The 13,950-nt window shown below is 42.8% G+C and carries 10 protein-coding genes; 4 read left to right on the top strand and 6 right to left on the bottom strand.

Annotated elements, in window-relative coordinates:
* Positions 1–66: 66 nt before the first annotated feature.
* The 4 genes from clpX (at position 67) to ppiD (ending at position 6,400) form a co-directional block, all read left to right on the top strand.
* On the top strand, positions 67–1,350 hold the full coding sequence (gene clpX / locus ACSSVW_RS07305) for an ATP-dependent protease ATP-binding subunit ClpX (RefSeq protein WP_036969827.1): 1,284 nt from the start codon (positions 67–69) through the stop codon (positions 1,348–1,350).
* A 143-nt stretch (positions 1,351–1,493) separates the two neighbouring features.
* Positions 1,494–3,854: an endopeptidase La gene (gene lon / locus ACSSVW_RS07300; protein WP_036969826.1), complete on the top strand. Its 2,361-nt coding sequence runs from the start codon at positions 1,494–1,496 to the stop codon at positions 3,852–3,854.
* A 188-nt stretch (positions 3,855–4,042) separates the two neighbouring features.
* Positions 4,043–4,339, top strand: a complete 297-nt coding sequence (locus tag ACSSVW_RS07295; RefSeq protein ID WP_256213542.1) for an HU family DNA-binding protein — start codon at positions 4,043–4,045, stop codon at positions 4,337–4,339.
* A gap of 159 nt (positions 4,340–4,498) precedes the next feature.
* Entirely contained in the window at positions 4,499–6,400 is a 1,902-nt protein-coding gene (gene ppiD / locus ACSSVW_RS07290; RefSeq protein ID WP_075593898.1) for a peptidylprolyl isomerase, read from the top strand.
* Positions 6,401–7,480: 1,080 nt separating this feature from the next.
* On the opposite strand, the gene ACSSVW_RS07285 is transcribed toward ppiD, so the two are convergent.
* The 6 genes from ACSSVW_RS07285 to pspF are packed head-to-tail and all read right to left on the bottom strand — an operon-like array spanning position 7,481 to position 13,847.
* Positions 7,481–8,242 (bottom strand): ATP-binding cassette domain-containing protein, encoded by a 762-nt coding sequence (locus ACSSVW_RS07285; RefSeq protein ID WP_036969818.1) that lies wholly within the window; start codon positions 8,240–8,242, stop codon positions 7,481–7,483.
* Positions 8,242–9,234 carry a peptide ABC transporter ATP-binding protein gene (locus ACSSVW_RS07280; protein WP_036969815.1) on the bottom strand — a complete coding sequence of 331 codons (993 nt, stop codon included), beginning with the start codon at positions 9,232–9,234 and terminating at the stop codon, positions 8,242–8,244. The genes ACSSVW_RS07285 and ACSSVW_RS07280 overlap by 1 nt, the downstream gene beginning before the upstream one ends.
* Positions 9,235–9,236: 2 nt before the next feature.
* Complete coding sequence (locus ACSSVW_RS07275; RefSeq protein WP_036969812.1) at positions 9,237–10,130, bottom strand: ABC transporter permease subunit; 894 nt, start codon at positions 10,128–10,130, stop codon at positions 9,237–9,239.
* Positions 10,117–11,151: an ABC transporter permease gene (locus tag ACSSVW_RS07270; protein WP_036969807.1), complete on the bottom strand. Its 1,035-nt coding sequence runs from the start codon at positions 11,149–11,151 to the stop codon at positions 10,117–10,119. Before ACSSVW_RS07270 ends, ACSSVW_RS07275 begins: the two co-directional genes overlap by 14 nt.
* A complete protein-coding gene (locus ACSSVW_RS07265; RefSeq protein WP_036969802.1) occupies positions 11,151–12,758 on the bottom strand; it encodes an ABC transporter substrate-binding protein in 1,608 nt (535 codons plus the stop codon). The genes ACSSVW_RS07270 and ACSSVW_RS07265 overlap by 1 nt, the downstream gene beginning before the upstream one ends.
* A 15-nt stretch (positions 12,759–12,773) precedes the next feature.
* Entirely contained in the window at positions 12,774–13,847 is a 1,074-nt protein-coding gene (pspF, locus tag ACSSVW_RS07260) for a phage shock protein operon transcriptional activator (protein WP_036969799.1), read from the bottom strand.
* Between the last annotated feature and the right edge of the window lie 103 nt (positions 13,848–13,950).

Raw genomic sequence — 13,950 nt, 5'->3', positions numbered from 1 at the left:
ATAGTTAACCATAGTGAATTAGCAGCAGTTGCGTGCTGCTGCCAACGTAAAAAATGAGGTAGCTGAATGTCTGACACTCCTACAGACGGCGACAAAAGTAATAAATTGTTATACTGCTCTTTTTGTGGCAAAAGCCAGCATGAAGTTCGCAAATTAATTGCAGGCCCTTCAGTATACATTTGTGATGAATGTGTTGAGCTGTGTAACGATATAATCAGGGAAGAGATCAAAGACATTGCGCCGAAACATAGCGCGTCTGATAAACTGCCTGTGCCGAAAGAAATTCGTAATCACTTAGATGATTATGTGATTGGCCAAGACCACGCGAAAAAAGTACTGTCGGTTGCGGTATACAATCACTATAAACGTCTTCGTAATCAAACCATCAACGCTGATATTGAACTTGGTAAAAGTAATATCTTGTTAATTGGTCCTACAGGTAGTGGTAAAACATTACTTGCAGAAACGATGGCTCGTTTACTTGATGTGCCATTCACTATGGCTGATGCCACAACACTAACCGAAGCCGGTTATGTGGGTGAAGACGTCGAAAATATTATTCAAAAATTACTGCAAAAATGTGATTACGACGTCGAAAAAGCGCAACGTGGTATTGTTTATATTGATGAAATTGACAAGATTTCTCGTAAATCAGACAACCCATCAATCACCCGCGATGTATCAGGCGAAGGTGTGCAACAAGCACTTTTAAAACTGATTGAAGGCACGGTTGCCTCTGTACCACCGCAAGGCGGTCGTAAGCATCCGCAGCAAGAGTTTTTACAAGTTGATACGTCGAAAATCTTATTTATCTGTGGGGGTGCATTCGCAGGCCTAGATAAAGTGATTGAGCAGCGTAGTCACAAAAATACGGGTATTGGCTTTGGTGCTGAAGTTAAACAATCATCTGGCAGCCGCAGCTTAAGTGAGACATTTAAAGATGTTGAGCCTGAAGATCTGGTGAAGTACGGTTTAATTCCTGAGTTCATTGGTCGTCTACCGGTTGTTGCAACGTTAACAGAGCTGGATGAAGCCGCACTGATTCAAATTCTAAGTGAACCTAAAAATGCTTTAACTAAACAGTTCTCTGCATTGTTCGCAATGGAAGATGTTGAGCTTGAGTTCCGTGAAGATGCTTTATCAGCGATTGCGCACAAAGCAATGGAGCGTAAAACAGGTGCACGTGGCTTACGTTCAATCGTAGAAGGTGTATTACTTGATACCATGTATGAACTTCCTTCGATGGATGATGTAAGCAAAGTGGTAATTGACGAAACGGTTATTAAAGGTGAGTCAGACCCGATTTTGATTTACCAAAGTGGTAATCAAGACAAAGCGGCATCTGAATAAATTTGAAATAGTTCAAAATTTAAGCAGTTAAACATAAAAAAGGAGCCAATGGCTCCTTTTTTTATAAATATGTTGAACTTTCCCTTACATATCCCCATATACTTGAGTAATCTTTAAAATAAATGAAGTGCGAAGAGAATATAATGACGCTTGAGAGAACAGATCGAGTTGAAATCCCCGTGTTGGCACTGCGCGATGTAGTGGTATACCCGCACATGGTGATCCCGCTATTTGTTGGTCGTGAAAAATCAATAAAATGCTTAGAAGCGGCGATGGACAAAGACAAACAAATTTTCCTAGTGGCGCAAAAAGACGCCTCTGTTGATGATCCGCAACAAGATGATATCTACCGTGTTGGTACCATAGCCACAGTACTTCAGTTATTAAAGCTACCTGATGGCACCGTTAAAGTGCTTGTAGAAGGCACGCAGCGTGCGAGCGTCGAAACGTTTTTAGATAACGATGATTTCTTCGTTGCTGAGGCGCAGTTCATTGAATCAAGCCACATTGATGAGCAAGAGCAAGATATCTTTATTCGTAGCGCTATTAGCCAATTTGAAGGCTATGTGAAACTCAATAAGAAAATCCCACCTGAAGTACTTACTTCTGTGTCGGGAATCGATGAGGCTGCACGTTTAGCTGATACGATGGCAGCGCATATGCCACTTAAAGTGCCAGAAAAACAAAAAGTACTTGAGATTTCTAATGTAACAGAACGTCTTGAGTACTTAATGGCCTTAATGGAAGGTGAGATAGACTTACTGCAAGTTGAGAAGAAAATTCGTACCCGCGTTAAAAAGCAGATGGAAAAATCGCAGCGTGAGTACTACCTCAACGAGCAAATGAAAGCGATTCAAAAAGAGCTTGGCGAGCTGGATGATGTACCAGATGAATTCGAAGCAATTAAAAAGCGTATCGAAGAATCGGGCATGCCAAAAGAAGCGCAAGAGAAAGCAAGTGCTGAACTTGCGAAGCTGAAAATGATGTCGCCTATGTCGGCAGAAGCCACCGTGGTTCGTTCATATATTGATACGCTTATCAATGTGCCATGGAAAAAACGCTCTAAAGTGAAAAAAGACTTAGCGGGTGCGCAAAAAATTCTTGATACCGACCATTACGGTTTAGACAAAGTTAAAGAACGTATTATTGAGTATCTTGCAGTACAACAGCGTACTAATAAATTAAAAGGGCCAATTTTGTGCCTCGTCGGTCCACCGGGTGTGGGTAAAACATCACTAGGACAGTCTATTGCGCGCTCTACGGGTCGTAAATATGTTCGTATGGCTTTAGGTGGCGTACGCGATGAAGCTGAAATACGTGGTCATCGTCGTACTTACATTGGTTCAATGCCAGGTAAGTTGATTCAGAACATGACCAAAGTTGGGGTTAAAAACCCACTGTTCTTATTAGATGAAATCGACAAGATGTCTTCTGATATGCGTGGTGACCCAGCCTCAGCATTGCTTGAGGTATTAGATCCAGAACAAAACAGCCATTTTGCTGATCACTATTTAGAAGTCGATTACGATTTATCTGATGTAATGTTTGTTGCTACATCAAATAGCTTTAATATTCCGGGTCCATTATTAGACCGTATGGAAGTAATTCGTTTATCGGGCTACACCGAAGATGAGAAGCTAAATATTGCCAAGCAGCATTTAATTCCAAAGCAAGTTAAGCGTAATGGTCTTAAAGATAGCGAAGTTGAGATTGAAGATAGCGCCATCATTGGCATTATTCGCTACTACACCCGCGAAGCTGGTGTGCGTAATCTTGAACGTGAAGTGTCTAAGCTGTGTCGTAAAGCAGTGAAAAATATTTTGCTTAATAAAGACATTAAGAAAGTCACCATTGACGAAGACAACCTAGAAGAATTCCTAGGTGTGCAGCGCTTTGATTACGGTAAAGCAGAAGATGGCGATCGTATAGGCCAAGTAACGGGTTTAGCGTGGACTGAAGTAGGCGGTGACTTATTAACGATTGAGTCAGCCGCAGTGCCTGGTAAAGGCAAACTAACCTACACGGGATCGCTGGGCGATGTGATGCAAGAGTCAATTCAAGCAGCAATGACTGTGGTGCGTAATCGCGCGGATAAATTGCGTATCAATAGTGACTTTTACGAAAAACGTGACATACATGTCCACGTGCCTGAAGGTGCAACACCCAAAGATGGGCCAAGTGCGGGTATTGCCATGGTGACAGGTTTAGTATCGAGCTTAACGGGTAACCCGGTACGTTCTGATGTTGCCATGACGGGTGAAATCACTTTACGTGGTGAAGTACTTCCAATTGGTGGCTTAAAAGAGAAACTTTTAGCTGCCCACCGTGGCGGTATTAAAACCGTTATTATTCCAAAAATTAACGAACGTGACTTAAAAGAGATCCCTGATAACGTTTTAGAGGGTCTTGAAATTCACCCAGTTACATGGATTGATGACGTTTTAAAGATAGCTTTGAAGCACCCAGTAGAGAGTTTTTCAGTCGAAACTGAAAAAAACCAGTAAAAAACAGCAAAAAAGTGCTTTTAGGGGCTTTTCAAATACAAAGGGTATGATAAGTTAAGCACTAGTTTTCAAGCCTAGGCCTTATGTGGCCTAGGGTTGAGAAAAATATAATAACCTGAGCATAAACTTAACTTGCTCATAAATTTTCAAAACAGTGATGTTAATTAAAAAAACAATCGCTCTTGATAATAACAATGAAAGAGGATGATATTGTGAATAAATCTCAATTAATCGATCAAATCGCAGCTGATGCTGACATTTCTAAAGCGGCTGCTGGTCGTGCACTAGATTCATTCATCGAGGCTGTTTCAGGCGCTCTTAAAGATGGCGATTCAGTGGCGCTAGTTGGCTTTGGTACTTTCTCAGTACGTGAGCGTGCAGCGCGTTCAGGTCGTAACCCACAAACTGGTGAAGCTATCCAGATTGCAGCAGCAAACATTCCTTCTTTCAAAGCAGGTAAAGCGCTGAAAGACGCAGTAAACTAATCAACAAAAGATTAGTAAGGTGAGAGATACCTAATCACACTTAAATTGAATTAGGTAACTTAGCACCAGTTACTTCAAGTGAAAAAGCGTATCTGGTAAGATACGCTTTTTTTACATGAGCAGGGTTAATTTGTACCTGATCAGAATAGAGATAGATAAATGCTTGAGAAAATCAGAGAAGGTTCGCAGGGACCTGCAGCCAAAATTATTTTAGGCGCGGTGATTTTATCTTTTGCTTTAGCTGGGATCGGTGGTTATTTAGGACAAACCACAGAGCAACCCGTTGCAGAAGTAAATGGAGTTAAAATTAGCCAAACCGAATTCAGCCGTGCTTATCAAAATGAGCGTAATCGTTTAGAGCAACAATTTGGTGAATATTTTGCGCAAATCGCAGCCGATCCAAATTACATGGCACAAATCCGCCAAGGCGTAATTGACCGTTTAGTACAACAAGAATTGCAAACTCAACTAGCGGCAGAATTAGGTCTTCGTGTTAGTGACGAAAGTGTTCGTAAAGCTATTTTAGAAATGCCTTACTTTCAAGTGGGTGGCCAGTTTAATAACGACCGCTATCTACAAGTACTTCGTCAAATGAACTTTCAACCAGATACTTTTAGAGAGTATCTACGTGAAGATATGACGCGTAGCCAACTTGTGGGTGCTGTTGCAGGAACTGATTTCGTATTAGAAAACGAATTAAACAACAGTGTTGCACTTCAACAACAAACGCGCAGTATCGATTACCTTGTTGTTACTAAAGAGTCGTTACAAGAAGGCGTTGAAGTAAGCGAACAAGAAATTGCTGATTACTATGACCTAAATCAACCGCAGTTTTTAGCACCTGAGCAAGTATCAGTGAGCTACATTGATTTAAATGCGGCGAATCTGAGCCTAGATTCAAGCGTGTCAGAAGAAGATGTAAAAGCGTATTACGATCAAAATAGCGCGCAATATATTGAGCCAGAAAAACGCCGTGTTTCACATATCTTAATTGATAATAGTGAAGACGATGATGCTGCAAAAGCGAAAGCAGAAGAGTTACTTGCACAACTTAAAAATGGTGCAGACTTTGCTCAGCTTGCAGAGTCGTCATCAGACGATGTCGTGAGTGCTGAGATGGGCGGTGATCTTGATTGGATAGAACGCGACATGATGGACCCTGCGTTTGAAGAGGCAACATATGCACTTGCAAACAAAGGTGACATTTCTGATGTTGTAGAATCTGAGTTTGGTTATCACATCATCAAACTGACAGATATTCAAACACAGCAAGTAAAACCTTATGCTGACGTAAAAGGCGAGCTACGTGCTGAGCTGGAGCGTTCTAAGAAAGTGAATGCTTTCTATGAGAAGCAAACAGAAATGGGTGAATTAGCGTTTGAAATCTCTGACACATTAAACGATGCAGCAGAAGCGGCAGGTGTTGAAGTTCAAAAAACAGAGCTAGTAACGCGTAACGCATTACCAGAGCCACTTAATAATCCACAAGTTATTGCAGCAATTTTCTCACCAGAAGTGTTAGAAGATCGCATGAACTCAGAAGTGATTGAAGTGGGTGATGAGCATGCTGTTGTTGTTCGAGTGAATGATCACAAACCAGCAACGACGAAGCCACTTGCAGATGTTTCAGAACAAATCAAAGCGACGTTAGTTGCGCAGAAAGCATCTGAACTTGCTAAAGATAAAGCACGTACTCTGTATGCAGATATTGAAGCAGGTAAAAGCTTAAGCGATATTGCGGCAGCTGAAGGCTTAGAAGTTCGCCAAGAAGCGGCGTTAGCACGTCAAGCGTACACCGTTTCACCCGCTATTGTTCAACAGGCATTTAGAATGGCACACCCACAAGGTGCACCAGTGACAGATGTTGTTGATTTAAATAATGGTGACTCTGCGATTGTTGCGCTTAAAGCGGTGAATGAAGCTCAAAGCAGTGATATTAATGAGCAACAAAAACAAAACATCACGATGGCGCAAGTAAATAAAAACTATATGGTATTTATTGCTGCACTCAAAGCGCAAGCTGATGTAAAAGTACCTAAAGCTGCTCAACCTACAGAGTAAGCTATTAGTTAGCTAAATGAAGAGGCGCCTTATGGCGCCTTTTTTGTCGTTTAAAAATACCAATAACAAACGCTTTGCTATGAAATACAGTCTTTAGAGTAGGGCGTATACCCATGAGATTGATGGCCAAGTCCACACTCTCTGCGCACAGCAAGGTTTACATGTCAGCGCAGGCAAAGTTCATCAATTAAGTAATCAAGGCTCTGAAGCGCTTCATTTTATTGTCACTTCAACACCCCCCAGTCACGGTGATAGAGTTGAAGTGTCGCTCAGATGAGGCTTGCGCTGTTACTTAGCCTTGATGGGCCAGGATTGCGCGCTTTTTTTTATACCAAAGTGCATTAGCGGATGCTGCATTCATGGCTAAAGCCATTCCTACCTCGATATGAAATCGTGCCGAGTGTAGGAGGCGTTTTAACGCTGAATAGCAACTTCTACGTGGCTCACGCCATTCCTACCTCGATTTGAAATCGTGCCAAGTGTAGGAGGCGTTTTAACGCCGAATAGCAACTTCTTCATGGCTAAAGCTATTCCTACCTCGATATGAAATCGTGCAGAGTGTAGGAGGCGTTTTAACGCCGAATAGCAACTTCTTCGTGGCTAAAGCCATTCCTACCTCAATATGAAGTCGTGCCGAGTGTAGGAGGCGTTTTAACGCTGAATAGCAACTTCTACGTGGCTAAAGCCATTCTGACCCCGATTTGAAATCGTGCCGAGTGTAGGAGGCGTTTTAACGCCAAATAGCAACTTCTTCATGGCTCACGCCATTCCTACCTCGATTTGAAATCGTGCCGAGTGTAGGAGGCGTTTTAACGCCGAATAGCAACTTCTTCGTGGCTAAAGCCATTCCTACCTCAATATGAAGTCGTGCCGAGTGTAGGAGGCGTTTTAACGCCGAATAGCAACTTCTACGTGGCTAAAGCCATTCTGACCCCGATTTGAAATCGTGCCGAGTGTAGGAGGCGTTTTAACGCCGAATAGCAACTTCTTCATGGCTCACGCCATTCCTACCTCGATATGAAGTCGTGCCGAGTGTAGGAGGCTTTTAACGCCAAATTAAGCATAAAGCGTTAAGGTAAATCAACAACTCAGCAATTTCTGTGTTACGGATGATTGCGGGTTTTGGAAAATCGTTTCAGTTTGGCCGTATTCGACAATCTCGCCGTGATCAAGCACCACAAGTTGATCGCTAATATGGCGCACTAAACTTAAATGGTGAGTGATCAGGACATAGCTAAGGCCCGTTTCTTTTTGTAAACGTAGTAATAAGTTTACCGTTTGAGCACGCACAGAGGGGTCTAGGGACGATAAAGCCTCATCAAGCACCACAACCTTAGGATCTAGAATTAAAGCGCGTGCAAGCGCTATACGTTGCAATTGACCACTACTGAACATATGCGGGTAATAATGACGATGGTCTAACAAGAGCCCGACTTTTGCTAACGTTTGTTTAATTTTCTCTTCGCGAGCGGCTTTGTCTAGATCAGTATTATATTGTAAGCAGTCGTTTAGCATGTCACCAATAGTGAGGCCGGGGTTGAGTGAGGCTTCAGAATCTTGGAATATAAGGCGAATATGACGACAGTCATTATCGCGAAGCCCATCATTTTCAATGATATTACCATCGAGTAAAATTTGCCCTTTATCTGCGTTGTCTGCACCTGCTAATAGTTTTGCAAGGGTGCTTTTACCTGAGCCTGTTTCACCAATAATGGCGATAGTTTCACCTTGGCCTAAACAAAATGAAATGTCTTTCAGCACCGTAAAACGCTTGCGTGAAAAGAGTCCTGCACGCAAATTAAAACTTTTCGATAGGGCTTGCACTTTTAGCAGTGGTTGCATTATTTCATCGCCTTAATTAATGGGAAGTGACACGCATAACTATGACCATGATGTTTCGTCAATTTAGGCGTTACCACACACGCTTTTTGTGCTTGTGGGCAACGGGGGCCAAGTCGGCAACCTATCGGCAAATGTTGCAAGGTTGGAATCGTGCCTTTGAGCGCATAAAAGGGTTCTTTATGTGCCAAGCCTTGCTCGTAGTCAGGTAAGCTCTTTAATAATGCTTGTGTATAAGGGTGGTGTGGCTGACTAAATATGCGGCTTGTAGGGCCTGCTTCAACCATTTGTCCGCAGTATAAAACATGCATCCCATGCGACCAGTCTATGATCTCTTCAAGCTCATGAGAGATCATTAAAATTGACATGTTTTTTAACAGGTTCAAACTTTTTAATAATCTAAAAACTTGTGCACGAGTCGTGCTCTCAAGGGCTGTGGTTGGTTCATCGGCGATAAGTAATTTAGGAGTACGAGCAATCGCCATCGCTATCATCACTTTTTGGCAGATACCTTCTGAAAGCTCATGAGGATAGCTGTCGAGCACTTTTTTGTGATCTTTAATTCCCACTTTATGAATAAGTGCTTTTACGCGGTCTTTACGTTGGCGATTTCGTTTTAAGAAAAAGCCACTGGTTGCTTCAACGGGTAAGGTTTCGGCAATTTGATCAAATATTTTTGCTGTGGGGTCCAAACAGCGGCTTGGATCTTGGTAAATCATGGCAATATCTTGACCAACTAATTTACGGCGTTGCTCATTGGATAGACGCATTAAGTCAACACCGCGCCAGTGCATTCTGTCAGCAGTGATATGCCAGCGCTTATTCAACACCCCAACAATGGCTTTCGCGATTAAGCTTTTGCCAGAGCCTGACTCACCAACCAGCGCATGAACCTCACCTTCTTTAAGGGTGAGGCTCACTTTATCAACCGCACGAATTACCGTATCAGAGGTGCGTAACTCTATCGTGAGATTGCGAATATCGAGTAATTGCATAACTAGTCGGCCTTACGTTCTTTAAGCACTTGGCGTAAACCATCACCCACTAAATTGGTAGACAGCACAGCTAAAAATAATAATACGCCGGGTAAACCCACAGTCCAAGGGGCAAGGTAAATTAAACCAAGGTTTTCGGCCAAAATCGCACCCCATTCTGTGGTTGGCGGCTGTGCACCGAGCTTTAAAAAGCCCAGTGCTGAGATATCTAATATTGCTGTAGAAAGTGCCATTGTGAATATAACGACGATATGTTCGTAGATATTCGGGAAAATTCCTCGGGCTAATATGTGCCAGTTAGACGCACCATCTAGTTTAAAGGCGGTGATATAATCTTTATTGAGCTCTTCAACAATCAGGTTTCGAACAGAGTGAATAAACTGTGGCAAAAGAGCAAGGATAATTGCCCACACGGTATTCATTAAGCCAGGACCAAGAATCGCGATAATAATTATGGCTAAAAGTAACGAGGGAATCGACAAGGTAATGTCGAGTAAGTGATTTAAAAAGCTTGAACGAATACCACGACTAATGCCCGCAAAAGTGCCTACCAAAACCCCAATAACCGTGGTGATAAGGGCTGCTACAACAGATAAGCCAAATGTGTAAGTTGCGCCATTCATTAATCGCGACAACACATCGCGACCCAAATCATCGGTGCCTAATAGAAACCGAACATCACCGGCATCATGCCATGACGGCGGCAATAATAACGCATCGCTGTGCTGCTGGTTTACGCCATAAGGGGCAAGTAAAGGGGCTGATGCAGCCAGTAAAGCAAAGGCAATAAATAACCATAAGCCAACGAGTGCAGGGTGGTTGGTTTTAAATTTACGCCAAAATCGCGCTAACGGCGATTTATTCGACTCTTCTGAGAATAAATTAAACTTTGCCATGAGCTTGGTTCCGCGAGAGTGGGTCGAATAGAGTGTAAGTGAGCTCTGCGACAATCGTTGCTAAAATTACGAACATAGACACAGCCAATAAGCCGCCTTGAATAGCGGGGTAATCGCGTTGATAAATACTGTCAATTAACCATCGGCCTATGCCGGGCCATGAGAAAATGACCTCGGTGATCATCGCAAGGGTGATCAGCGTACTAAATTGTAAGCCGATTTGCTTTATCACAGGCAATAACGCATTTCTAAGGGCATGATGAATAATGAGCTGGGCGCGGTTTAACCCTTTAGCACGTGCTGTTTTAATGTAACTTTGATCAAGCACTTTGAGCATTGAATCGCGCGTAAAGCGCACCAACACGGTTGTTGGGTACATAGCCAAAACGATAGTTGGCAATGTTAGGTGGTGCAATGCATCCACAAAAGCCATGCCATGATACGGAAAGTCTCCCGCAATGATATCTATCAAAATGAACCCTGTGACAGGTTCAATCTCGTAAAGTAACCCCATACGGCCCGACATCGGAAACCAGCCTAACTGCAGTGAAAACACCATTATTAACAGCAGTGCTAACCAAAATACGGGCATTGAATAGCCAATGAGTGTGCCTGAGTTAATGAATTTATCGGGCCAACGTCTGTAATAAGCTGCGGCTAAAATACCGCTTGGCACGCCGACGACCACTGACACGATAAGCGCATAGGTACTCAGCTCGAGTGTGGCAGGAAATAAGTCAACAATATGCTGAAATACACTTTCACCAGAGGCGAACGATACTCCCCAATCTCCTTGGACAATGCGCTCTAAAAACGCGAAGTATTGCACGGCATAATTTTCAGTAAAGTGGAACTTTTCTTCAAGCACGCTGGTTTGCGAAAAAGTGCTGTTGGTAATACCACTTAAATTGGTTAAGGCATCACCGGGGAATAAATAGCTTAACGAAAAAGTAAAAATACTTAATGTCAGCATCATAAACATTAACAGCGCTAAGCGACGAAGAATATAATCAAGTATCATTATTCTTTCCTCGCATTAGCCAGTGAAATACCGCCAAACGGGCTTAAACTTATCCCTTTCACATCGCTGCTAGATGCTTGAAAACGCATGCCGTGGGCAATTGGCAGAATCGGCAACTCTTGTACAATAATGCGCTGAGCTTGATTGTAAAATTGCTTCCGTTTTTCTAAATCGGTGGTGTCGAGCGCTTGAGTGAGTAATAAATCAAATTCAGGGTTACACCAGTTTGCCGGATTTTTACCACTAAAAGTTGCTGTGCAACTTAGCAATGGGCTCATAAAGTTGTCGGGATCGGGCGTATCGGCTGCCCAGCCGAGTAACACGCTATCGTGGCGGTGTTCACCAACGCGTTGTAAAAAGGTATTCCATTCGTATTCCACAATACTCACGTTAACCCCGATTTTGCGCAGATCACTTTGCATCAGCTCCGCCATTTTACGGGCATTCGGGTTGTAAATTCGGCTGACTGGCATGGCCCAGATATTCATATCAAAGCCATTTTTATAGCCGGCCTCTGCAAGCAGTGTTTTCGCAAGTTCAGGATTGAATTCAGGCATCGCTTTTTGTGCTTCAAAAGCCCAAGAGGCAGGGGGCAGTAACGATTGCGCCTTAATACCATTACCGTAGTAAACTGCTTGCATGATTTTGTCGACATCAATCGCGCTGGCCAGTGCTTGGCGCACACGAATATCATCAAACGGTGGACGCTCAGTATTAAATGCCCAATAACCAATATTAAGGTTTTGCTCTTTTTGAACGTTAATATCGTCTCGTTCAGCTAAAATACTTAATTGTGCGCTGCTAGGGTGAGCGGTTACATCGCATTCTTTGGTCAGCATTTTGGCGACACGGGTGGTGCCATTTGGCGTTATGTCGTAAACCAATTGCTCAAGCACCACAGGGTGTTTCCAATAATCAGGATTACGGTAATAGCGAATTAAGCGATCGCGACGGTATTCTCTGTACACATAAGGGCCCGTGCCAACGGGGTACTGGTCAAAGAGGTTTTCTTGCTTTCGCTCTTTTAATTGCATGGCGTATTCTTTTGATAGCACCACGGCAAAATCGGTTGCAAGGTTCGCTAAAAAGCTGCTTTCAGCATTATAAAGTTCAAAGCGCACCTGGTAGTCAGAAACACGCACAATGCGGCGAATTAATTGATCAATACCGACACTTTGAAAATACGGGTAATTGGCATCACCGACAAAATGATAGGGATTGTATACATCAAATAAGCGACTAAAGGTAAAAATGACGTCATCGGCATTAAAATCACGGCTCGGTGTGAAGTACTTGGTAGTATGAAATTTCACCCCTTTTCGTAAAGTAAAAGTGATGGACTTGCCGTCTGGACTGATTTTCCAATCGGTGGCAAGTTCCGCCTGAAATTCAGCAGACACAGGGTCGATACTCAATAGGCGGTCATAAAGCTGATTAGCAATAATATCAATGGTTGAGCCCGTGGTCGTTACTTGTGGATTAAACGACACCGGGTTAGCCTCAGCGCAATACACTAAGCCCTGATTTTTTTGTTCAGTGGTTTTTTCTTCGCTATCTAGGCAGCCTACTAAGCATACCAAAGACAAAGCAAGTAACGGTTTATACACCTGATTAGCCTCTAACTATTGCTGCTGGTCTAATAAATTGTATTTTTTCAAATAGCCACGTAATTGATGATACGTTAATTCGAGCTGTTCTGCAGTTTTCTTTTGATTAAATTGACTGTGTTCCAATGCTTTTTTTATGACATCAATTTCAAAGTCATTGGAAAGTTGTTTCAAGTTACAAGGAAACTGAATTTCAGGTTTGCTTAGTGATACTGACTCTTGCGCCTGTGAAGGGGGTGTAACCGCATGTTCTATATGTGCAATTGGTGCACTGTTACTACTGCCTTTAATACGTTGCTTAGGTCTGAATTTGCTGGCAAATGGGTCTAAAATAATCTGGTGAACGGGAATATGTTCATTGCCGTGACGATACAAACTTCGTTCAACAACATTTTTTAATTCACGAATATTACCCGGCCAGTCGTATGACTGCAGTGTTTCGGTAGCGCTGCGAGTAAAGCCACTAAATAGCTCCCACTCAAGATCACGCGCCATATTAATCGCAAACTGTTCTGCAAGTAACATAATATCTTCTTGGCGTTCACGAAGCGGGGGCAGGGTAATAACATCAAAAGCGAGACGATCAAGTAGGTCGCTTCTAAACTCACCTTGCTCTGCAAGACTTGGTAGGTCTTCATTTGTTGCGCACACAAGGCGAGTATCTACTTTAACGGTTTGCTTACCGCCGACACGCTCAAACTCACCATATTCAATAACGCGTAACAGTTTTTCTTGCACCATCGCTGAGGTGTTGGCTAATTCATCTAAAAACAGCGTGCCACTGTTGGCGCGTTCAAAGCGACCTTCATGGCGCTTACTTGCTCCGGTAAAAGCCCCGCTTTCATGGCCAAATAATTCACTCTCGAGTAGGTTCTCGTTAAGCGCCGCACAGTTGAGCTTGATATAGTTCTGTTCCCAGCGTTTCGATAAAAAATGTAAACGCGCTGCAATCAGTTCTTTACCTGTACCGCGTTCACCAATAATAAGCACTGGTTTATCTAAACTAGCCAGCTGTGATACTTGATCCAGCACGCTTAAAAAGCTGTCAGATTGGCCGAGTAAATTATCCTGTTGGCGAAATTGGCTCATATTCCCTAACTCTTAGTCATTTTTACTAAGATCTAGTGTATTTCATTATCTGAGAGAACTAAAGAAATTTATAAATTTAGTTTAACTGTTTGAATATATTAAG

This window comes from Pseudoalteromonas sp. MBR-15, from assembly GCF_053628915.1.
The sequence above is the reverse complement of the archived record's forward strand: the minus strand, read 5'-3'. Positions and strand labels throughout refer to the sequence as shown.